Origin of the sequence: Bartonella sp. WD12.1, from assembly GCF_002022415.1 — a bacterium.
GTDB lineage: Bacteria > Pseudomonadota > Alphaproteobacteria > Rhizobiales > Rhizobiaceae > Bartonella.
In genome coordinates this window covers 339,696-363,562 of record NZ_MUBG01000001.1, presented here as the reverse complement: position 1 = coordinate 363,562, position 23,867 = coordinate 339,696, and the positions used below count along the sequence as shown (strand labels likewise).

Genomic DNA, 23,867 nt, shown 5'->3' with positions numbered 1-23,867 from the left:
TCTCGTGTCTTTATCCATGCACCCGACTCACCGCACTAACTGAGCCTGTTTCTTTTAACTGAGAAAGAATACGATTCAAGTGTTTTAGATCCCAAACCTCTAAATCAAGCACAATTTCCGTGAAATCTGAAGCCATACGGATCAAAGATAAATTTTGAATATTGGCATCATTTGCAAAAATAACCTGAGTTACTTTAGCCAAAGAGCCAGGACTATTAACAGCCCAAATATTTATCCGAGCAGGAAAACGTTCGCTTATTTCGGTATCAATATCCCAGCATACATCAATCCACCGTTCTGGCTGATCATCATAAGCCATTAAAGCTGAAGACTGTATTGGATAAATAACAATACCCGCACCCGGTTGCATAATACCAACAATTCGATCTCCTGGTACAGCTCCTTCAGGAGAAAACCGCACTGGAATATCCCCACTAATCCCCCGAATAGGTAATGCTCTGTATTGATCTTGCTTCTCTGAAGTTTCTTCCTGTTTATTTTCAGGTGTTTTAAAGACCACGCTTTGAGAGGTTTCAATATTAAACCGGCCCCTTTCCTCAGATTTTAAAAACGACTGATGCATTACATTGTGATTTTGATAATCTGGATAAATTGCTTTAACCACATCAACATAAGATAATTCACCACGCCCAACAGCTGTTAATACATCTTCCACATCTTTGCGTGCTAAACGTGGTAGAACTTGTTTAAGCATATCCTTTGAAAATTGTTTTCCCACACATTCAAACGAACGTTCAAGAATATTATAACCTAAACCTGAATATTGCTTACGCACTGCTGCACGTGTTGCCCGGCGAATTGCGGAACGTGCCTTCCCCGTTACAACAAAAGATTCCCATGCTACCGGTGGAACTTGAGCTTGCGAACGTATAATATCAACTTCATCACCATTTTTTAATTTGGTCATTAAAGGCATAATACGACCATTGATTTTCACTCCCACACAAGAATCACCAATATCGGTATGAACTGCATAAGCAAAATCAATAGGTGTGGCACCTTTTGGAAAGGCAATTAGCCGCCCTTTTGGTGTAAAGCAGAAAACCTGATCTTGAAAAAGTTCAAGCTTTGTATGCTCTAAAAACTCTTCCGGATTATCTCCATCTGATAAAGATTGAATTGTTTGACGCAACAACGCATACGCATTGGTTTCTCTCGACAATTTCGAAACTGAATAATTAGAACCATAATCTTTATAAATGGAATGTGCTGCAACACCATATTCAGCAATTGTATTCATCGCATTGGTTCTAATCTGCAATTCAACACGTTGCCTTGAAGGCCCAACAATTGTCGTATGAATTGAACGATATTCATTTTGTTTAGGTATAGAAATATAATCCTTAAAACGACCAGGTACCATTGGCCATGTAGTATGGATAATACCAAGAGCACGGTAACAATCATCCACTGTTTCAACAATCACACGAAATCCAAAAATATCAGACAATTGCTCAAAAGATAATGCCTTGCTTTCCATTTTGCGAAAAATTGAATAAGATTTTTTCCGACGGCTTTTAACATCAACTTTAATACCATGCTGAGAAAAAAGTCTTGTCAATTCGTTTTCGATTGTGGAAAGTAAATCCTGATTACACTTCGATAATTCAGAAATTCTGTCAGTAATAATACGGTAACCTTCTGGATTTAAATAAAAGAAAGAAAGATCTTCTAATTCTTCACGCATATCCTGCATACCCATACGGCCAGCAAGCGGTGCATAAATATCCATCGTCTCCTCAGCAATCCACCGACGCTTATCATCACGCATAACACCAAGAGTGCGCATATTATGAAGACGATCTGCAAGTTTAACTAAAAGAATACGGATATCATCAGAAATAGCAATAAGAAGTTTACGAAGATTTTCTGCCTGTACGGCTTTTTTCGAGACAAAATCAAGCTTATTAAGCTTTGTTAGCCCTTCAACTAACTTACCAATCTCAGATCCAAAAAGCTGATCAATTTCTGTTCGTGTAGCGTTTGTATCTTCAATTGTATCATGCAAAAGAGCAACAGCAATTGTTGCTTCATCTAAACGCATATCTGTTAAAATAGTAGCAACTTCCAAAGGATGAGAAAAATAAAGATCACCCGAAGCACGCTTTTGATGTCCATGCTTTTCCATTGCATAAACGTAGGCTTTATTCAATAAAGCCTCATTTACATCAGGCTTATAACGTCGCACCCGCTCAATAAGCTCATGCTGACGCATCATGTAGGCATATCCTCAGAAATTTCATAATTTAAATTATTGAATATTCTATCAATAAAAAGACTAAAAATAAAATATACACTCTGGGATAAAGTATATATAATACTTTTTCAATAAACTACAAAATTAATAATCGTCGTTTTTTTCAGGCACAACTAAACCTTCAATACCTGCTAAAAGACCTTCTTCCGATATACAATCAAACGAACATTTCTCCTCTTCCTGTGATGTACTAAAAGCACTTTCAGATTCACTTGAATGAGAAATAAATTCATTAACCGTTTCCGGTTCATCCACTTCCACATGCTTCTGCAATGAATGAATAAGATCTTCTTTTAAATCTGCAGGTGATAAAGTTTCATCTGCTATTTCACGTAGAGCTACAACTGGATTTTTATCATTATCACGATCAACTGTAATCTGTGCACCTTGTGAAATCTGGCGCGCTCGATGCCCGGCTAAAAGCACCAATTCAAAACGATTATCAACTTTATCAATACAATCTTCGACCGTTACGCGGGCCATTTACGCCCCTTTCTTAAAGTTCAAAATCCAATATTCATTTAGAGTATATACAATAATCAAAACAAAAAACAAGACAAACAATCAAGCTTTAGCATTTTTTTGCAGAAATTTCTTGCTAACACAATTGTATAAAAAGAACACAATCAATTAAGCTTAAATGACTAATAAGACTCTTAAAAAAATAAATTAAATGATATTGGTTTTAAATGCAAAAATACCCTTTATTAAAAGTGAATCTCTTTCGGATTCTAAAACTTCGAAACTTTATAATCATTCAAATTTCTTAAAAATCTTTTGAATTACAACGCTGTAATGTATTATTTATAACCGTATTGATCTAAAATACAAGCTTTGAATTTATTTAACATTGTGCCAATCAATACTTTAGCCATCAAACAAATCATTAAGTTATTTACAAAAATAATATCTACCGTATACCCAATAAAATAATTCAAAAATTTTTTATAAAGATGACGAATGCTTACAACCATGAACAGTCAATTAACAACATTTTGCCCAGAACCACCGCAAAATTGCGACTTATGCCCCCGTTTACACAACTTTATCTCCAGCTGGCGTATGAAAGAACCCCATTGGCACAATGCACCTGTAAGCCCATTCTTCCCCTCTAAAGGTGCCGCAACAACACGCCTTCTTATTGTCGGGCTTGCACCTGGATTGCGTGGAGCAAACCGAACTGGACGCCCTTTTACTGGTGATTACGCTGGTCTACTGCTCTACTCTACTTTAAAAAAATTTGGTTTTGCCCAAGGAACTTTTGAAGAAAGACCTGATGATAGTCTTGAATTGATTGATGCAGCAATTATTAACTCAGTTCGTTGTGTACCCCCAGAAAATAAACCTACCAGCGCAGAAATTAACACTTGCCGATATTTTTTCGCACCTCTTTTAACAAATCTTCCTCAACTCAAAGCCGTTATTACCCTTGGCGCCATTGCTCATCATTCAACCATACGTGCTTTAAATGCAAAAGTCCCAGAACACCCTTTCGGTCACGGAGCAATAAACAATATTGGTAGATTACGCATCTTCTCAAGCTATCACTGTTCCCGCTATAATACTAATACTAACCGTTTGACAGCTGCTATGTTTCATCAAATCTTTCAAACAGCGAAAACTTATTTAGATCAATGCTGAAATTCCTTGAGTATTATTATAAAAAAGAAAATACAAACCAACCAAACTATCCGTACCTTTTCAACAATCTTGCTTTTTCACGTCCCCAATCACGTTTTTTTTCTGTTTCACGTTTATCATGAAGTTTTTTACCCCGCGCTACAGCAATCTCTAACTTCACGCATCCTTTTTCATTAAAATAAAGTTGAAGTGGAACAATAGTCATTCCTTCACGAGAAACTGCATTTAAAAAACGTGCCATTTCACGCTTTGAAATCAATAACTTACGTAAACGACGTGGTTCATGATTAAAACGATTAGCTTGCGTATATTCAGGAATATAGGCATTGATCAACCATAACTCTCCATTTTCAAAGCTAGCATAACTTTCGGAAATATTAGCATTATTGGAACGTAAAGATTTAACTTCAGTTCCATGAAGCACAAGCCCAGCTTCAAGATTATCTAAAATTTCAAAATTAAAACGAGCTTTACGATTATGAGCAATTACTGTACGCGCCAGTGCATTTTTTTTTCTGTTCATGGTTATTCCAATACAATCTTATTATTGGATGAGACCAGCATGTTGTAAAGCCGCATCGATAATTCTTTTTGTAGTATCTTCTAATGGAACAATCGGTAAACGAACAGTATCACGACAAAGCCCTAATTTTGCAGCAGCATATTTAATACCTGCTGGATTTGGTTCAATAAACACTCCATAATTTAGAGGCATTAAACGATCATTTAATTCTAATGCCATTTTATAATCACCACGACGACAAGCAGCTTGAAGTTGTGCACAAAGTTTTGGAGCAACATTGGATGAAACTGAAATACACCCCACGCCGCCATGTGCATTAAAACCTAATGTTGTACTATCATCACCGGAAAGTTGCACAAAATCCTTGCCACATCCTTTGCGTTGTTGACTTACCCGTTCAATGTCTCCTGTCGCATCCTTGACACCAATAATATTGTTAAAATCCTGATATAGATTTTTCATGGTTTCTACGCTCATATCAACAATGGAACGCCCAGGGATATTATAAATTACAATCGGAATAGAAATAGCTTTCGCAATAGCTGCAAAGTGAGCGTATAACCCTCTTTGATTAGGTTTATTATAATAAGGAGTTACAACCAAAACTGCATCAGCACCTGCTTTTTCTGCATGTTGGGCAAGTTCCACAGCCTCATCTGTACTATTTGACCCTGCCCCTGCAACAACAGGAATACGCTTAGCAACCTGCTCAACACATAACTCTACAACTCGCTTATGTTCTTCATGGCTTAAAGTTGGTGACTCGCCCGTTGTTCCAACAGGGATCACACCATTAATACCCTGTATAACCTGCCATTCAACAAAATTGCAAAACGCTTTTTCATCGACATCACCATTTTCATCAAATGGTGTGATAAGTGCAGTCAACGCTCCCTCGAGCATGATAAACTCCTCGTAATTTAAGTTTTACTTAAAAACAATTGTCTTTTAAACTACTCATTATAGAGCATAGTCCTGCTCTATTCTTGAAACAAGAAGAATTCCATAAATGCTTTCACAACGTTAATATATTACTTTTTTCAATTTAGAATATTTCTTAAAAATACTATAATTCGTTAACGTGTCTTTCACGCTTTTTGTTTTAAAGTTTATAAAATGCTTAAAAAAGCAAAATCTTAAGATTTCTCGATGCGTGTATTTTCTGTCCATTTTTTCATGCCAATTTTTATTACATTAATATTGGCAATTTTGTGCTCAAATGCGTTTTCTCAAACAGTTTTGCCACCAAAAAAATTACCAATCCCTTTAGCTCGACCTTACCCATTTGCAATAACAGAAAAACCTAAGAACCAACTTAAATTAACCAACAATACAGTTAACAACAAGCTTACGACTAATAATATCATTTCAGTCAATCAACTTAAATTAGGTTTAGATGCCCTTTCAAACAAAAATATTGTAAAAACAATAGCTCTTCGTAATACAATGGCGAAAAATAGCCTTGACCGCCATATTTTAACATGGGCAATCAACACATCAAATCATACTGACATACCCAGTTCTGAACTATTTAATGCAATTAATGAATTAAAAGGGTGGCCTGGCATATCCATTATGAAACGTAATGCTGAACGTGCTTTTATCAATGAAACTAATTCTTCACAAATAATCATTCAAAAATTTGCACACACACATCCCCTTACCGTACAGGGTATAGCTGCACTTGCTAAAGCGCTTATAGCAACTGGAAAAACCACACGTGCACGACAAATTATTGCACCATGGTGGTATAAAGCACAACTTAGTGCAAAAGAAGAAGAGCTCATCCTTAAAAACGCAAGCGCCGCACTAAAACCTGTTGACCATCTAAAACGCATGCAGATTATGCTTTATGAAAACCGTATTGATTCAGCTGGGCGAATCGCAACGCTAGCTCGTGCCCAATCTCTTTTTAACGCCTTTGCTGCAGTTACAAATAATGACCCTAGAGCTGCACAAAAATTACAAGCTGTTGATCGATCTTGGAAACAAGATCCTCTCTTACAATTTGCTCATATTCGCTATCTTAGACGAACTGGACAATACAGTGCTGCTGCAACACTCATGATGAAAGCACCTCGAGATGCAGCAAATCTTATTAACCCTGATGCATGGTGGATAGAACGGCGCACTATTTCCCGCGAAATGCTCGACTTAAATAAACCTAAAATTGCTTATCAACTGGTTGCAACTTACACCGGTTTAACACCTTCATCAGCAGCTGATGCTGAATTTCATGCAGGATGGTATGCATTAAGATTTCTTCATGATCCTAAATTGGCAATGCACCATTTTACACGTATCCCTCAGTTATCTCCACATCATTTTTTAAAATCCCGCGGTTATTATTGGATGGGACGAACAGCAGAAATCTTAGGTAATCATGAAAATGCTCGGCATTATTTTCATCGTGCTGCCCGTTTTAATATAACTTATTATGGTCAATTAGCAGCTTCACGACTGAATCAAAAAAAGCTTAGCATTTCCTTCCCTAAACCAACAACTGCTGAACGGCAGCGTTTTAGCACACGAAAAGCTGTAAAAATTATTCAACGACTTGAAGCTGCCGAGTATGCTAATCTTGCTAACATTTTCTATAGAGAACTTAGTAAAGAAATAGAGAGTCCTGGCGAATTAGCTCTTTTGGCTGTTATGGCAGAAAAAAAGGGCGACTATCATACCAGTCTTAAAATAGGTAAAACTGCTGTTTTTCAAGGTAAAAATGTCGGTGCACTATCCCACCCTATCGGTGCCATTCCACCATCTGCTAACATTTCTGCAACAGAAAAAGCTCTCGTCTATGCTATTGCACGCCAAGAAAGTGAATTTAACCCAATAGCTACATCAAAAGCAGGAGCCCAAGGTATGCTCCAATTATTACCAACAACAGCAAAAGAACTTGCAGATAAATATTCGATTGCATGGTCACCGCAAAAGTTTAAAAACGATCCTAGTTATAATACTACATTAGGTGCCCATTTTCTAGGTGAACAGTTGGAACGTTTCAATGGATCTTATATATTAACTTTTATTGGTTATAATGCAGGGCCTCGTCGTGCAAATGAATGGATAGAACGTTATGGCGACCCTAGAGGACAATCTCTCGATAAAGTTGTCGATTGGGTTGAGCGGATTCCTTATCCAGAAACACGTAACTATGTAATGCGCGTTATGGAAAATTATGTAGTTTACAAAACACGTTTTCATGGAACAACAGATATTAAAACGCACCTTGTTACTGGACACTGAAGATCATAAATTTAATTCATTTAAAGAAAAGTTTTTTGGCTACTATTTATTTCATAAATTACAGTGCCACACTAATTTTAAAAATATACACCATAAAAGCTGCTTCAAAAGCCCAATATAACAAAATCTATTTGTTTTGAATGAATATCAATGCACTTTAATCTAATCTTTTTTGTACAAGATATGCTCTATTTACGAATAAAACTGTGTAAAATCAGGTGAATATTAAAGATATTCTAATAATTTTATTCTCTTTTGAAGATGGAGGAGGAGGAAGAATACCAACACGCTGAAGTGCTGCCATGGCTAATCGATCAAGTTCTTGATCATTAGAAGAAAGTGCAATACGGCTGGAAAAAATATTTCCCTGCTTATGCACTTTAAATTCTAATTGCACTACCCCTTTTGCATGAGTAGTACGATGCCTCATAACATAATTTTTTTGCCTTTCTAATTGTGCTTGTACCTTTGCCAACCACTGCATAGATAATGCATCATCAAGCTTCGTATAATTACCCTTACTAATAGCAAACGAGTGTACTGATTTTGCATCACTTTGCTTTGTTGAAATTTTTGACACTGATAATGCTTTTTTGACAGGCTCTTTATGTGCCATTTTAGAAGTCTGAGATTTTTTCAAAGTTTTTTCTACTATAAGATCATTTTTTTCTATAACAGGTTGGAGTTCTTGCGAGGATTGTATCTCTTCTGAAAATTGAGATTCCATCGATTGAACCTCATTGAGTGCTAGTTCTGATATCTTTTGTTCTTGCTCTAAAACACTAGACTGCAACATTTCCAAATCCGTATTAGTATTAACATTAGGGTGTGAGATTTCTTGCGCAAGAGTCAGCATAATCGCCGATGAAAATACATTATCGCTCACATTAATATTTTGAAAATAAAACTGTATCCCCAATGCAGCATGTAAAGAAAGAGCGCTCATAAACGCCCCTACCCAAAGGATTGATAACCGCCCAGTATTTGTAAAATTCATCATTTCTATCCATTAGTATTCTACATTAAATTAGCACCAAATTGTATTAAAACTGATCCTTTTCAAATTACAACTTTTTTCTTGACGCTTTTTATCATGTTTAATATATTACTTTTACTTCATATTGGGATCATTAGGGCTCGGTTAACTAATCTTTGTGGTTGGGGAACGGGGTTTTTGTGGTGTGAAATATTTTAAAGTTACGGGGCATTTAAGAGAAATTTAAAAAATTTTAATGGTGTCTTATGCAAATAAAACCAAAAAGTATTTATAAAAGTTGTATAGCTTTAAGCGCATTATCAATCTGGGTACCTTCTTTCGTTTTTGCACAAAACAGCAATATTATTTTTTCACAAAACAGCAATTCGAACACCATAATTGAGCTCAATCCAATTGTGATTGAAAAAGGAAAACCGTAAATCCTCTGGATACAGTAACAGTTTTAACTGATCGTGAAACTGCTCGAGATATTGAACAAAAACAAATAAACGATGTTCACGATATTGGGCGTCTTAATCCAGCTATAACCTATAATTCAAATAATGATAGTTTTGTAATTCGTGGTTTAAGTGCCAATCGCGTTCTCGTGACAATGGATGGTATTCCCCTTCCGTGGCTTAATGATGGAGTACGTGGTGTTAAGGGTGGGAGTTCAATGTTTGACCTTAATGCCCTTTCTACACTTGATATAATTCGAGGATCAGATTCTAGCCGTTACGGCTCTGGAGCACTAAGTGGAATTGTTGCTTTACGTACTCTTGATCCTGAAGATCTTCTCACAGAAGAAAAAAATTGGGGTAGTCTTACAAAGGGCAGTTATAATTCTGCCGATAGTAGCTGGCATATAGATGAAGCTTTTGCAGTACGAGCTTACCAAACCTTTCTACTTTTCCAAGGATCTCGTGTAGGAGGTCATGAACGTAAAAATATGGGAACTGTAGACACTTACGGAAGTGAGCGTACACGCGCAAATCCTGCTGATTTTGACCAAAATAATCTGCTTTTTAAAATACATCAATATTTTAATAGCGATCATAAAGTTGGTTTTACAGCAGAACGTTTTTTTTATAATAAAGACACTCATTCATTAAATGCTTCCTCTACAACATATGCTCCAGGCTCAGTTTATGATAAGAATAATAAATATCGTGAGCGTTTTTCGGTTTCTTACGATTATAATGGTAATGGAGATGCAATTTTTGATGTATTTCATGGGCAACTTTATTGGCAGAAACTATCAAATAACCAAGTTTTAAAAGGGCATCGTATCAAACAGCCACAAGGGAGCTATCTAAGAGATAACCTTATACGTAATATTAATTATGGCTTTAATGCCGATAGTCTCAAAAAAATTGATATAGGTGCTATCAGCCATACATTGAAATTTTCTACTGATATCTTTGCATCAAAGCTTCATCAATATGCGTCTGGTCAAGATAATTGTCACTTGAGAGAGAATGCGCGTGGATGTGCTTTTTTACATACCAATCAATCTGATACACCAGATACTCATAGCCATGGTTTTAGTTTAGCTTTCGAAAATGAAATTGGTTTTTCTAATAATCATGTTCGCATTACACCTGGAATTCGCTATGACGAGTATAAACACGTCCCGCAAAAAACGCTTTCTTATAAGGAAATAGTGGATTCTAAAAAACAGCTTACAGAAAATAGTGGTTCACATTTTTCCCCCAAATTGCGTATAGAATGGGATGCTAATGATCAAGTGACATTTTATGGCCAATGGGCGCAAGCTTTCCGTGCACCAAGTGTTTCAGAACTCTACCTCACCTATATCAATCCTTCCTTTTACTATATGGCTGGTAATCCTAGTCTTAAACCAGAAATCAGTAATGGATATGATATTGGTATAAAATACGGAAATGTAAATTTTGACGGTTCTATCAGCGTCTTCACCAATCAATATAAAAACTTTATTGATATTATAGATAAAGGGCCATCACGAGAATTTATGTTAGCGCGCAAGCATTATATAAATCGTGCTCATGTTCGTATCTCTGGTATCGAAGCTAAAACATATTTAGCTCTTAATCAAAATTTTCATAGTAATTTTTCCTTTGCATATGCACAAGGAAAAGATCTTGATAAAAATGAATACCTCAACTCAATCCCAGCTTTAAAAGCTGTTATAGGATTTGGGTATGCACAAGAGACTTGGGGAGCTGATATTATGCTTACTTTAGCCGCTAAACGTGATAAAGTAGAAAAGAATTCCGATTATGCAAAAACTCCAAGTTATAATTTAGTTGATATATTGGGGTGGTGGGAGCCTTTTGGTGAAAAAGGTCCTATTATAAGGGTTGGTATTTATAACCTTTTCAATAAAAAATATTGGAATGCAACTGATCTTCCTTCTGCTTCACATAGCGGTGTAGCACCACCACCTAAAGACTATTTCAGTCAGCCAGGTCGTAACTTTAAAGTATCGCTTGTGCAAAAATTTTAACTATTTCTATTAGAAATTTCAAAAATCATATTAAAAAGGAGAAATATTGCGCTTTACTTTCTATTTTCCTGAAACAAAATGATATAAGCGCTTTTAATGTTTCTAATTTACTTGGTTTTGGTTGTTCTATTATCGATAATAAAGATTTGTTTGATGGTAAGCTGAACTATTGCAACGCTATAGTTCAGCTTATCGTTTTAAGATTATAAAATATGGAAAGTCTACTTCAAATAAGTAACTCAAGGGAAATTTATGTTCTACACAGCTGAAGAAATTATTAGATTGCGAGAAAAAAAAGAAATGCGCAATCGTGATTTTGCTACTTCGATTGGTATATCTGAAGCAGAGCTTATTGCTGCTTATTGCACTACCGAAAAAGCAAAAAAATTAAATGCTGATGTGACTACTCTCCTTAAAAATGCTCCCAAAATTGGAACAGTTATGGTATTAACACGTAATGAATATGCTGTTCACGAAAAAATAGGATGTTTTGAAAAAATTGTGCAAAACCAACATGTTCCTATAACGCTTGGTGAAATCGATTTGCGTATCTTTCCAAAACAATGGAAATTCGGTTTTGAATATGAAATGCTTGTTTCTGGAAAACCTACTAAAAGTTTGCACTTTTTTGATCCGTATGGTGTTGCTATTTTAAAAATCTATTCTAAAGATACAACAAATATGGAGGAGTGGAATATACTTGTTAAAAAATTGCTCAGTAAAGATCAGTTACCTAATCTTGAAATTCAACCTTCTCCTACCCCCACACCACATGATACCGCAAATATAAATGTTGAAAAATTCCGCGATCGTTGGCGACAAATGACTGATGTACATCAACTCCATGAAATTATTTCAGAGTTTAAAATCAATCGACATGATGCTGTAAAATACGCTGGTAATGAATTTGCTGATGAATTAAGCGTAGAATCTCTTGAAATGATGCTAAACAAAATCGCACAACAAAAAATACCAATTATGTGTTTTGTTGGCAATAAAGGATGCATTCAAATTTTCAGTGGACAAATCAAAAATATTAAACAAATAGGCCCTTGGCTTAACATTCTTGATGAAAAATTTAACCTTCATATGCTTATTTCTGGTATCGATAAAATATGGCGTGTTCGTAAACCTACTCGTGATGGCTATGTCAGTTCACTTGAAGTTTTTGATAAAAATGGGGAGATGATTGTTCAATTTTTTGGCATAAGAAAAGAAGGCCAAAAAGAACGTGAAGATTGGCGTTCTTTATTAAATGATTTGCCTTCTATACTAGAAAACAACAATCACTTTAAAAAGGTAAGATAAGAAATGTCCACACTTCTTTTGCGCAGATTATCAAACCTTATTTTTATTTCCATTTTATTTTATTTTACCTCTTTTTCTCACCAAGCAATTGCTGAACTTACAACTAGTTTTCCTAAAAATGCACGAATTGTTTCTATCGGTGGATCTCTCACAGAAATTGTTTATGCGTTAGGAGCTCAAGATCAGCTTGTTGCTCGTGATAGCACAAGCATATACCCCCAAGAAGCACTCAAACTTCCTGAGCTTGGATATATGCGAGCCCTTTCACCCGAAGGAGTTTTATCACTCACCCCAGAAGGTATATTGCTAATCGAAGGAAGTGGTCCTCCCTTAACAATTGACATTCTCAAAAAAACGCCAATACCGTTAGTGATTGTACCAGAAAACTTTTCTAGCGAAAATGTAATAGAAAAAATTCGCCTTGTTGGCAAAGCACTGCATCGAGAAACACAGGCAGCTGCATTGATTAAAAAGCTAAATCGTAGCTTTATGGATAATAATGCGCTTTTGGCAAAGGTAACTAAACAAAAACGCGTTCTTGTTATTCTTTCAATGCAAAATGGGCGTCTTATGGTATCTGGAACAAATACAGCTGCTGATGGTATGATAAAACTTTCAGGTGGTATTAACGCCATCTCTAGTTATAAAGGATATAAACCTTTAAATAATGAAGCCTTATTAAAATCAAACCCTGATGTTATCTTGCTTATGACACATCCTAAAAATTTATCCCAAATTGATCAAATTTTAGCTATACCAGCAATTCAAGCTACACTTGCAGCACAAAATAACGCTATTAAACAAATAGATGCTATGTATTTTTTAAGTTTTGGTCCACGTACTGCAGAAGCATCGAAAGAACTGATTAATCTGCTTTATAGTGAGAATTAAAATGGTAAGAGCTAATAAAAATGATCAATAGCATCTCAACAGTACAAGTGCCTGAAATTAAAAAAGAAAAGCATGAAACTCGAGGAAAAATTGCATTATTAAGTTTAATAATATTTCTTATTTTTAGCATTTTAGTAGGGCTATTAAACGGTGCGTCAAATGTTTCTTTTATTAATCTTATTCATGCGATTCTTACACAAGACTTTTCAGTAAGCAGTAAAACCCATGATTATCTTGTGCTTATTGATATAAGACTTCCCCGTATCATCTTGGGCTTATTAGTTGGTTCAGCTTTAGCTGTTTCTGGTGTTCTTATGCAGGGAATTTTTCGTAATCCCCTTGCTGATCCTGGAATTGTAGGTGTATCAGCAGGTGCAAGTCTTGGTGCTGTTTTAGCAATTGTTGTCGGTGTTACTTTCCCTCCCTTATTTTCACCTTTTCTAGAATCTTATAAAGTCATTATAAGCGCTTTTTTGGGTGGACTTCTATCAACAATTACTCTCTATGCAATTGCAACACGTCATAATTGTACTTCTATTGCAACAATGCTTCTTGCAGGAATTGCTCTCAGCGCTTTAAATAGTGCTATCGTTGGAGCTTTAATCTTTATCGCAAACGACCAACAATTGCGTGACATTACTTTTTGGAACCTTGGATCCCTTGCGGGTGCGACATGGTTAAAAGTTGGGTTTATTTTACCTTTTGTTGGAATTGGTCTCTTTTTTTCCCCGTTTTTATCACGTGCACTGAATGCTTTGTCTCTTGGAGAAGCTGTTGCTAGTCATATTGGTTTTCATATTCAAAAAGTTAAAAATATTTCTATTCTACTGGTTGCTCTCATGTGCGGTGGTGCAGTTGCTGTCAGCGGTGGCATTAGTTTCATTGGCATTGTAGTCCCACATATTTTACGTCTACTTATTGGGCCTGATCATCGCTATCTTATTCCCTGTTCTACTCTTTTAGGAGCAGCTCTGCTTATTTCTGCTGATACATTTGCGCGCTTTACTATTGCTCCCGCAGAATTACCAATTGGGATTGTTACAGCACTCTTTGGAGCCCCCTTCTTTCTTTGGATTCTCATATATCAACGGGGGATAAATGTTTTATGATTGAGGCAATTAATCTTTGCATTCAACGCAGAAAAACATACATTATCGATCACATTAATCTTCAAATTAAAAGTGGTACTTTCACTGTCATTATTGGCCCAAATGGATCTGGAAAAAGTACTTTCATTAAAGCATTGAGTGGAGAGATTCCCTATAGAGGAAAAATGACATTGAATGGTCATGATATTACTAAGACAAAAACTTGTAAAATGGCAATGATGCGTGCAGTCCTACCACAATCAACAACACTAGCTTTTCCATTCTTAGTTCATGAAGTGGTAAAACTCGGCCTTTCTGTTCACCAACACGATATAACAAAAACAGAATTAAAAATTTTGCCTAAAAAAGCCTTAGAACGTGTTGGTTTAGCTAACTATAGTGACCGATATTATCATGAATTATCAGGTGGAGAACAAGCTAGAGTGCAGCTTGCTCGTGTACTTTGCCAAGTATGGACACCTGTTTATAATGAGATTCCTCGTTGGCTAATATTAGATGAGCCTATTGCTAACCTTGATATCCAACATCAGCTCATTGTTATGAATATTGCTCAAAATTTTGCTCGTTGTGGTGGTGGTGTTCTTGCTGTCCTGCATGATCTTAATTTAGCTGCCTGCTATGCAGATAAAATGATACTGTTTAGTCAGGGAAAAATTTATTGCGAAGGAAATGCTTCCTCTGTTTTAACGACGCAAAATTTGCGCGATGTTTATCACTGTCCTGTAAGCGTTTCTACATTACCTAAAGCAGATATCCCTTTTATATTACCACAGACAGCAACTTACTTATAAATATAAAATAGTACATTTTTCTGATATATTTTATTAAATAGAAAAATTAAAGCATAAATACCGTAATATATTGTTTTTTGATATTTTAATGGCTTGAGCTTTATAATAAACTTAGAATATAAAACTTTCAACTTATCTTTAAAAAGACACCACACTTGCTTTAAAAGAGTAATATTTTACAATAAAAATTGATAAAAATAAAAAAGAGCTAATCTTAAACAGCTATTTCGTCAATTTGGTATGGATAAGTTATAATATTTGAAATTATCCCAATTAACACCACGTCTTTATTTATTGGAAAAGGCACAAAACTGATTATGCAAAACTTTTATAAATTATTTTATAAAGCCTAACTTAAGCAAATATCAAAAATCAGCGTATAAGATGAAGAAAATGAATAATACCGCGTCAACTAATACAAAAGCTACCATTTCACAAATGAAAGCACTTTTGGGCTAAATTAAGAATATTATAGCATCACTTCATCTAAATCTAAGACAATCGGTGGAAAACAATTTACAATAGAAGTAATCAAAAAATCTCAAAAAGAGTAGGATAGAAACAAATAAGTTAACAGAATCAAAAATTCCTAGCTTTTACATAGCTTTTTGATCTTATTAGAATCTGGCGGAGAGGAAGAGATTCGAACTCTCGAGAGCCTTTTGAGCCCTACTCCCTTAGCAGGGGAGCGCCTTCGACCACTCGGCCACCTCTCCAAGAGCGGTGCATAAACGGTATCGACAAAAAGTTCAAGACATTTTCGATTTTTTTTAAAAAATCTAAAATTTTGTTTTTTTCTGCACCTTATTTAAGACAAAAATTAACAAATAAACACTCAGGAGATATATTGTAACATTTTTGCCACAACAACCTAAATAATACATGAATAACTTTTAATAAAACCATTTCGTATTATGTATATTGAGTAAAGACTAGTATGTTGTAGTTGATGAGGGGGTCGAATCTCTTTTGATGTCGTTATCTTAATCAATTCAAAAACTGCATGATTTTACCCTTAAACTAAACTTCAATTGGAGATTAATTATGAATCTTAAAGCTCTTCTTTTAGGTTCTGCGGTAGTTCTTGCAGAAATTTCTAGTGCACAAGCTGATTCAACAGTTACTGCGCAATCAAAGCCTATAGAATATGTGCGTGTTTGTGATGCATATGGTCCAGGATATTTCTATATTCCTGGAACGGAAACGTGCATTCGTTTATCAGGTTATGTTCGTGCTGACTTCAAAAGTGGTGATAAGATCGATGCAAAAACTAATGCCGATTTAAATAATGATCAAAAAACCTATCGTATAGCCTCACGTTTGACCCTTATTTTTCAAACTGCTTCTGAAACCGAATTAGGAACACTTCGTTCACATGCAGAGATCCGTTCAGAATGGAACAGTGGAAAAGATAAAAGTGGTGGACAGCTTCGTTCTGCTTATATTGAGCTCGGTGGTTTTCGTGTAGGTCTTGATGACACAATTTTCAATCACTGGACTGGTTTTTATGGTAAAGTCATCAATGATGACCTTATAGCACCAGCAGGAAATACACGTACCAATGTTATTTCTTATACTTTCAATAGCAACACTGGTTTTTCTGCTATTATCGGAGCTGAGGCAGGTAATGCTTCAGGCCCTTCTGGAAATGATTACTACTACGTTGATAAAGATGGTGCAATTACCAATGTTGTTGACCTTCCAAGTAAAAGCATAAAAGGTTACACTCCGAATATTCTTTTGGGTATGAAATTTTTCCAAGAATGGGGAGGTGTGTCAACAGTTGCCGCTTATGACGCTTATTATAAAAAATGGGCGGGTAAAATGCGTGTTGACTTCAATGTTAATGATTACTTAAGCCTCTGGGCTATGGGTGGTTATAAAAACAACCTTGATTATTACACCGAAAGTGATGACTATATATTATCACGAGCAAACACTACAATTTATGCAAACTGGGGTGGTAAATGGGCTGCTTGGACTGGTGCAACCTATAAAATTACACCAAAAGCAAATCTGAATGCTCAAATTTCTTACAGTGCTGCAAAAACTTTCTCAACCTCTGTGAATATTGCATACACATTGGTTCCAGGTTTCACTATTACACCTGAATTAACTTATGTTTCTTGGAATGACAATCGCAGTTTCGCTGACAAAACTAATGTTGAAAGAAGCTATACAGCTGCTTTAAATGGAAAAAATGCCTTACAAGGTATGATTCGCTTCCAGCGCTCATTCTAGCATTTTAAGAAATACGCTTCTAAAAACTGGCAGTTTAAACTGTCAGTTTTTTTACTTCTTAGAAATATCCCATAAAGTCATAAAGCATTAGATTTACTCATCATTATCACATGACATAAATCGGTTGCTTTATGAAAATATTTATACGAATTAATTCGATAGCGTATTGATAAATATACATCTCAACTTCTATATAAGTCACAAGAAATTAGGAATAATTTTTGATCATCAATGTAATTTCTTATTAAGATCGTGTGAATGCCTTTAAATGTTAACTTAAAAATCTTTATCTACTGTTGCAAGCTTTATCCGCACATCTTCATAGGTTGAGGCTATTCATCAATAACAGCCATTTAAAAACCAATAATCAGTTTTATGGGATTTAATAGTTTTTTGATATTGAGATATGCACACTATATTTCTCAAAATAACGAGTTACTATAGTCTAATACTGCCTAGCAAACGTATTGTGCCCTACTAGCTCTTGACCCCAATCATTGTTAAACTTTAAGGAATATGTCATGAGTACGTAGCAATAACCAATATTCTATCTTTTACGTTGGATATCATAGTGTGAATTAATGATAACACATTCTTTATGCTGCTCTCTTGAAAGAATGCTTAATGTTATTAGCTAATTATTTGCAATGATTTTTTCCTTCATCCTTCCAAAATATTCTAAAATCGTTGAGAACATATCTTTGCGATTGACAACATAAACATTTAAGCTGATCATAATTAGAAAATAAAATGCTCTGATCATGAATCATGACTGGAATATTATAAACAAATATATAAAAGTTTTTATTGGCTTTCTCAAAATGAAATCTTCAGAGCCTGATTAGATAAACACGTGTTGGGGGTAAAGTGATATTGTATACAACCTCACTAAAGTGCACCTTATTAGGTGAATACATTTCTGTTAATCCTGCAATGCGTTTTTTAATTATGAATTTATAAGGAAAAAGTTTGTGCAAAAAAACACTCCATCAGTTAGTTGCAGTCCCTTTCCTGCCTCACGCAAAATTTATCAACAAAGTCCTCTCTTTGCTAATGTGCGTGTACCATTACGCGAGATTTCACTGACAGATGGCTGTGATGAAAAACCTTTAAACGTCTACGATACTTCAGGGCCCTATACCGATAAAGACGCTATCATTGATATCACTAAAGGACTTCCTGCAATCAGTGAACCTTGGTTATCTGAACGTGCTGATACTGAATCTTATCCTGCTCGATTAGTCAAACCTGAAGATAATGGCTATACTCACAATAACAACCTTACACCAGCTTTTGAACAAAAGCGATCCATTTTGCGTGCAAAAAATGGAAAAACAATTACACAGATGGCTTATGCTCGTGCAGGTATTATTACCGCAGAAATGGAATATGTTGCTATCCGTGAAAATGAAGGTCTAACAGAGCAAAGCCAACAGAAAACAGCATTAAATGAAGCATTTAGTGCATCAATACCAGAAACCTATACTGCAGAATTTGTGCGCAACGAAGTCGCTTGCGGACGAGCTATCATTCCTAAAAATATCAATCATCCAGAATGCGAACCAATGATTATTGGGCGCAACTTTCGTGTTAAAATTAATGCCAATATCGGCAATTCAGCAGTCACTTCATCTATGGCAGAAGAAGTTGAAAAAATGGTTTGGGCTATTCGCTGGGGAGCAGATACAGTTATGGATCTTTCAACAGGGCGTAACATCCATAATATTCGTGAGTGGATTATTCGAAATTCCCCAGTTCCCATTGGAACCGTTCCAATTTACCAAGCTCTCGAAAAAGTGCACGGTATTGCTGAAAATTTAACATGGGATATTTTTCGCGATACCCTCATTGAACAAGCTGAACAAGGTGTTGATTATTTTACTATTCACGCAGGAGTAAGATTACCTTTCATTCCACTTACTATTGATCGCGTAACAGGTATTGTTTCACGTGGTGGATCTATTATGGCTAAGTGGTGTTTGTATCATCACAAAGAAAATTTTTTATATGAACATTTTGATGAAATTTGTGACATTGCGCGTACATATGATGTTTCTCTTTCATTAGGTGATGGATTGCGTCCTGGTTCTATTGCTGATGCTAATGATGAAGCTCAATTTGCTGAGCTTAAGACTTTAGGAGAGTTAACAAAAATTGCATGGGAAAAAGATGTACAGGTTATGATTGAAGGACCTGGTCATGTGCCAATGCATAAAATTAAAGAAAATATGGAACAACAACTAGCTCTTTGTCATGAAGCTCCCTTTTATACCCTAGGTCCCCTTACAACTGACATTGCCCCTGGATATGACCATATTACATCAGCAATTGGAGCTGCTATGATCGGTTGGTTTGGAACTGCCATGCTCTGCTATGTAACACCTAAAGAGCATCTAGGACTACCTGACAAAAATGATGTAAAAACTGGTGTTATCACTTATAAAATTGCTGCCCATACTGCTGATCTCGCCAAAGGCCTTCCTAGAGCTCAAGTGCGCGATGACGCTCTTTCGCGTGCACGGTTTGATTTCCGGTGGTATGATCAATTTAATCTCTCACTTGATCCAGACACAGCACGTGCTTTTCATGATGAAACTCTGCCTAAAGAAGCACATAAATTAACTCATTTTTGTTCTATGTGTGGACCAAAGTTCTGCTCAATGCGCATCTCTCATGATATCCGTAATGCAGTAGAAATAAAAAAAGTGAAAGATGAAGGCATGGTCGCCATGGCCGAACAATATCGAAAGAACGGTGATCTCTATATAGAAACTGTTCCTACAAAAAAAGAAATAGTAAACGGTTGAAAAATATTCTTGTAAAAGGCGCAGGTGTGGGCGGTTTAACGGTTGCCTTTATGTTACAACAAAAAGGTGCAGCTGTTACTGTATCAGCTCCCCCCATTCCCCCATAGGAACTGCAAGCTGGTATGCAGGAGGTATGCTAGCACCTTATTGTGAAAGGGAAAGCTCTGAACCAATTGTCGAAGATTTGGGCATACAAGGTGTACAATGGTGGAAGGAAATACTCCCTGAAATTGTGATAGAAAAAGGCACTTTAGTCATTGCACCCACACGAGATATAATAGAACTTAAACAATTTTCAGTGCGCACCAATAATCACAAAACCATAGAAGGTTCAGAAATAGCTCGTCTTGAACCTGATCTTGCAGAACGTTTTAATTGTGCACTTTTTTATGAAAATGAAGCACATATCGATCCTCGTAAAGCGTTGATTGTTTTAAAAGAAACCCTCATAAAAAACGGTGCATGTTTTGTTGATATAGGAGTACCTGAAAAGAATTTTGACATTATTATTGATGCAACAGGAATAGCACGTTTAGGAAAAGACAAAAATATACGTGGAGTACGCGGCGAAATGCTTTTAATACGCAGTACAGATGTTCAAATTTCTCGCCCCATTCGTCTTCTCCATCCACGTATTCCACTCTATATCGTTCCCCGAGAAAATAATATTTTTATGGTTGGAGCAACAATGATTGAAAGTGACTTTAGTGGTGCAATTTCGGCAAGATCAATGATGGAATTTCTTAATGCTGCCTATACTTTGCATCCTGCTTTTGCAGAAGCAGAAATTATAGAATCTGGCGTTGGTGTACGTCCATGCTATCCTAATAATTTACCTTGCGTTAACAGACATGGTAATCATATTTTTATTAATGGTTTTTATAGACATGGTTTTCTTTTGTCTCCAGAAATGGCAAAACAAGCAGTAAAACTAGCATTGGAATAAAGCATGCAAATATTTGTCAATGGTCAAATGCTCCAAACAGAAGTAACTTATCTCAATTTACTTCTTGAAGAATTAGGTTATGAAGGAAATTGGCTAGCAACTGCTGTAAATTCTGAAGTTGTTCCTGCAGATTCACGAAATCAATTTGTTTTGCATGAAGGAGATAGAATTGAAATTCTAAGCCCAATGCAAGGAGGTTGAAACTATGTTGAATTTTTATGGCTCTCAGTTCTCTTCCCGCCTTTTATTGGGAACAGCTCAATATCCTTCACCTGCAATCCTTCGTGAAGCCATTCGTAAATCTAACACAGAAATTGTGACAGTTTCATTACGTCGAGAAACTGCAGGCGGAAAACAGGGCGGACAATTTTGGCAATTTTTAAAAGAACTTAACGTCACAGTACTTCCTAATACTGCTGGCTGTTACACTGTCAAAGAAGCTGTTACCACAGCCCAATTAGCACGAGACCTTTTTAAAACACCTTGGATTAAACTCGAAGTTATTGGCAATTCAGATACATTACAGCCAAATGTTTTTGCCTTAGTCGAAGCAGCAAAAATTCTAAACAATGAAGGGTTTCAAATTTTTGCCTATACAACAGATGATCTCATTGTAGCTGAAAAACTCTTAGAAGTGGGCTGCCGTGTCATTATGCCTTGGTGTGCTCCTATTGGATCTGCAAAAGGCCCCTGTAATACTGACGGATTGCGTTCTATCCGTGCTTATTTGCCTGATCTTACTCTTGTTATTGATGCAGGCATTGGGCGGCCATCACATGCCGCTATCGCTATGGAACTTGGCTATGACGCAGTATTGCTCAACACAGCCGTTGCCAAAGCAGGTGATCCTGTACTAATGGCTGAAGCATTTTCTCAAGCTATAAAAGCAGGACGTATGGGTTACAAAGCAGGAATCCTTGAAGCACGCAATGTAGCTGTGCCTTCAACACCAGTTATTGGACAAGCAGTATTTTCATGAAACTTGATCCGTTTTATCTCATCGTTGACAATGCCGATTGGGTTGAACGCTTGGTTCCTCTCGGGGTTAAACTTATACAATTACGTATGAAAGACAAAAATATAGAAACAATCAATCATCATATAAAACGAGCAAAAAATATATGCGATAAATTTGGAGCACAATTAGTCATTAATGATTATTGGAAAATAGCAATCGATGAAAAGTGCGATTTTATTCATCTTGGACAAGAAGATTTATGCAACGCTGATATTCCTGCAATCCGTAAAAATGGTATCAAATTTGGTCTTAGTACTCATGATGAACATGAATTGGATATTAGTATGTCTGCTTCTCCTGAATATATTGCACTTGGTCCTATTTATCCGACAATCTTAAAAAAATGAAATGGGCTCCTCAAGGATTAGAAAAAATCAAACAATGGAAGAAACGGATTGGCCCTTTGCCTTTAGTTGGTATTGGTGGTTTAACACCAGAACGCGCAACTGATGTTTTGGAGGCAGGAGCCAATAGCGCTGCTGTTGTAACCGATATTATTTTACATAAAAAACCAGAAGAGCGTACCCAACAGTGGATAAAGGTGACTCAAAAATGGCGTTAATTCCTTCTATTCTTATTGTTGCTGGTACTGATCCAACAGGTGGTGCTGGCATTGTTCGCGATATAGAGACAGCTGCATTTTTTCAAACAAAAGCAAATTTAGCAATCACCTGTGTTAATGTGCAAGACGACACCCATGTTGCTAAAATTGTACCTATGAGTGGAGAATTTGTTGGCGCACAAATGCAAGTAGCCCTAGAAGCCAATCCTATACGCGCAATCAAAATCGGGATGACAGGTACTCAAGAAATTATAGTGGCAATCTGCAATGTATTAGAAGACTATTCCCATATTCCTGTTGTTTTTGATCCTGTTCTTACTGCTTCATCAGGGGGGAAACTTACAACAGAAAAAACTACAGAAATTATGCTTAATAAACTGCTTCCTCATATTGAACTTTTAACACCTAATATGGAAGAATTGGCTCTCCTTAGCCAAAGTCCACTGGCTTCTAATTGTGAAGAAGCAATACAACAGGCCAAAAAACTTCTTCCATTTGGTCCACGCTATATATTGATAAAAGGTGGACATGCGGATGGCACCTTTGCAACTGACATTTTAATCGATAAAACCCAAGTAACAAATATTTCCGCCCCACGTTTAAAAGGAGAAATGCGTGGAACAGGTTGCATCCTTTCAAGCGCCATTACTGCACATTTGGCATTCAACAAATCTATAATGACAGCTGTAAAAAAATCAAAAGAGTACCTTTATACATTACTTTTAAATCACTCTCAAAAATATCATTAAAATTTTAATACCAATTATATTTCTTTTAAAAATTGTTTTGATCGTTTTTACATAAGATCTGCCTATAATGAAATAACTGGTTTTAGAGTAATCGCGTGATATAAAAATGTATAAATGCATTGAGATAATCTACCGCCTACTTAGGCAAATAAAAAATATAAATTATGCCTTAGTATCTTGCATATCGCATAAATCATATAGAAAACCTGTGTACCAAATAGAGTTACAGATAAAAGGCCCAGTCATTTGCACACCGAAAAAACTATGAATTTCAGTTACTGAATCTTATA

General features: G+C 36.0%; 16 protein-coding genes, 1 tRNA gene and 3 pseudogenes. 14 read left to right on the top strand and 6 right to left on the bottom strand.

Going from position 1 to position 23,867, the window contains the following annotated elements; genetic code table 11:
* Positions 1-10: 10 nt before the first annotated feature.
* Positions 11-2,239 carry a bifunctional (p)ppGpp synthetase/guanosine-3',5'-bis(diphosphate) 3'-pyrophosphohydrolase gene (locus tag BWD121_RS01330; RefSeq protein WP_078663062.1) on the bottom strand — a complete coding sequence of 743 codons (2,229 nt, stop codon included), beginning with the start codon at positions 2,237-2,239 and terminating at the stop codon, positions 11-13.
* A gap of 123 nt (positions 2,240-2,362) precedes the next feature.
* Positions 2,363-2,761, bottom strand: coding sequence for a DNA-directed RNA polymerase subunit omega (rpoZ, locus tag BWD121_RS01325; RefSeq protein ID WP_078663061.1), 399 nt, complete (start codon positions 2,759-2,761; stop codon positions 2,363-2,365).
* Between the two features lie 489 nt (positions 2,762-3,250).
* On the opposite strand from rpoZ, the gene BWD121_RS01320 reads away from it, so the two are divergent.
* Entirely contained in the window at positions 3,251-3,919 is a 669-nt protein-coding gene (locus BWD121_RS01320) for a uracil-DNA glycosylase (RefSeq protein WP_078664039.1), read from the top strand.
* A 46-nt stretch (positions 3,920-3,965) separates the two neighbouring features.
* On the opposite strand, the gene smpB is transcribed toward BWD121_RS01320, so the two are convergent.
* Both smpB and dapA read right to left on the bottom strand, forming a co-directional pair.
* The gene (gene smpB, locus BWD121_RS01315; protein ID WP_078663060.1) at positions 3,966-4,442 is read right to left on the bottom strand and encodes an SsrA-binding protein SmpB; all 477 of its coding nucleotides are present in this window, start codon (positions 4,440-4,442) and stop codon (positions 3,966-3,968) included.
* 21 nt (positions 4,443-4,463) lie between these two features.
* Positions 4,464-5,345 carry a 4-hydroxy-tetrahydrodipicolinate synthase gene (dapA, locus tag BWD121_RS01310; RefSeq protein WP_078663059.1) on the bottom strand — a complete coding sequence of 294 codons (882 nt, stop codon included), beginning with the start codon at positions 5,343-5,345 and terminating at the stop codon, positions 4,464-4,466.
* A 246-nt stretch (positions 5,346-5,591) separates the two neighbouring features.
* On the opposite strand from dapA, the gene BWD121_RS01305 reads away from it, so the two are divergent.
* On the top strand, positions 5,592-7,691 hold the full coding sequence (locus tag BWD121_RS01305) for a lytic transglycosylase domain-containing protein (protein ID WP_078663058.1): 2,100 nt from the start codon (positions 5,592-5,594) through the stop codon (positions 7,689-7,691).
* 214 nt (positions 7,692-7,905) lie between these two features.
* Here BWD121_RS01305 and BWD121_RS01300 read toward each other — a convergent pair whose 3' ends face one another.
* Entirely contained in the window at positions 7,906-8,688 is a 783-nt protein-coding gene (locus tag BWD121_RS01300) for a TonB family protein (protein WP_078663057.1), read from the bottom strand.
* A 245-nt stretch (positions 8,689-8,933) separates the two neighbouring features.
* On the opposite strand from BWD121_RS01300, the pseudogene BWD121_RS01295 reads away from it, so the two are divergent.
* The 5 genes and pseudogenes from BWD121_RS01295 to BWD121_RS01275 all read left to right on the top strand — a co-directional run bounded on the left by BWD121_RS01295 (position 8,934) and on the right by BWD121_RS01275 (position 15,254).
* Positions 8,934-11,155 (top strand): annotated as a pseudogene (locus BWD121_RS01295) (TonB-dependent hemoglobin/transferrin/lactoferrin family receptor).
* 252 nt (positions 11,156-11,407) lie between these two features.
* Complete coding sequence (locus tag BWD121_RS01290; protein WP_078663056.1) at positions 11,408-12,463, top strand: ChuX/HutX family heme-like substrate-binding protein; 1,056 nt, start codon at positions 11,408-11,410, stop codon at positions 12,461-12,463.
* A gap of 3 nt (positions 12,464-12,466) precedes the next feature.
* Positions 12,467-13,354, top strand: a complete 888-nt coding sequence (locus tag BWD121_RS01285) for an ABC transporter substrate-binding protein (RefSeq protein ID WP_078663055.1) — start codon at positions 12,467-12,469, stop codon at positions 13,352-13,354.
* A gap of 20 nt (positions 13,355-13,374) precedes the next feature.
* Complete coding sequence (locus BWD121_RS01280) at positions 13,375-14,463, top strand: iron ABC transporter permease (protein WP_078663054.1); 1,089 nt, start codon at positions 13,375-13,377, stop codon at positions 14,461-14,463.
* The gene (locus BWD121_RS01275) at positions 14,460-15,254 is read left to right on the top strand and encodes a heme ABC transporter ATP-binding protein (protein ID WP_078663053.1); all 795 of its coding nucleotides are present in this window, start codon (positions 14,460-14,462) and stop codon (positions 15,252-15,254) included. The genes BWD121_RS01280 and BWD121_RS01275 overlap by 4 nt, the downstream gene beginning before the upstream one ends.
* A gap of 625 nt (positions 15,255-15,879) precedes the next feature.
* Here the strand turns inward: BWD121_RS01275 and BWD121_RS01270 are convergent.
* Positions 15,880-15,970 (bottom strand) — tRNA-Ser (locus BWD121_RS01270).
* 328 nt (positions 15,971-16,298) lie between these two features.
* Between BWD121_RS01270 and BWD121_RS01265 the strand changes: the two genes are divergently transcribed.
* The 7 genes and pseudogenes from BWD121_RS01265 to BWD121_RS01235 all read left to right on the top strand — a co-directional run bounded on the left by BWD121_RS01265 (position 16,299) and on the right by BWD121_RS01235 (position 23,577).
* Positions 16,299-17,495, top strand: a complete 1,197-nt coding sequence (locus BWD121_RS01265; protein ID WP_078663052.1) for a porin — start codon at positions 16,299-16,301, stop codon at positions 17,493-17,495.
* Between the two features lie 971 nt (positions 17,496-18,466).
* Positions 18,467-20,302, top strand: coding sequence for a phosphomethylpyrimidine synthase ThiC (thiC, locus tag BWD121_RS01260; protein WP_078663051.1), 1,836 nt, complete (start codon positions 18,467-18,469; stop codon positions 20,300-20,302).
* Positions 20,299-21,248 (top strand): annotated as a pseudogene (locus BWD121_RS01255) (FAD-dependent oxidoreductase). The gene thiC and the pseudogene BWD121_RS01255 overlap by 4 nt, the downstream one beginning before the upstream one ends.
* A 3-nt stretch (positions 21,249-21,251) precedes the next feature.
* Positions 21,252-21,449 (top strand): sulfur carrier protein ThiS, encoded by a 198-nt coding sequence (gene thiS / locus BWD121_RS01250; protein WP_078663050.1) that lies wholly within the window; start codon positions 21,252-21,254, stop codon positions 21,447-21,449.
* 4 nt (positions 21,450-21,453) lie between these two features.
* A complete protein-coding gene (locus tag BWD121_RS01245; protein WP_078663049.1) occupies positions 21,454-22,227 on the top strand; it encodes a thiazole synthase in 774 nt (257 codons plus the stop codon).
* Positions 22,224-22,828, top strand: a pseudogene (locus BWD121_RS01240) (thiamine phosphate synthase). The gene BWD121_RS01245 and the pseudogene BWD121_RS01240 overlap by 4 nt, the downstream one beginning before the upstream one ends.
* Entirely contained in the window at positions 22,819-23,577 is a 759-nt protein-coding gene (locus BWD121_RS01235; protein ID WP_078663048.1) for a hydroxymethylpyrimidine/phosphomethylpyrimidine kinase, read from the top strand. Before BWD121_RS01240 ends, BWD121_RS01235 begins: the two are co-directional and overlap by 10 nt.
* The last annotated feature ends 290 nt before the right edge of the window (positions 23,578-23,867 follow it).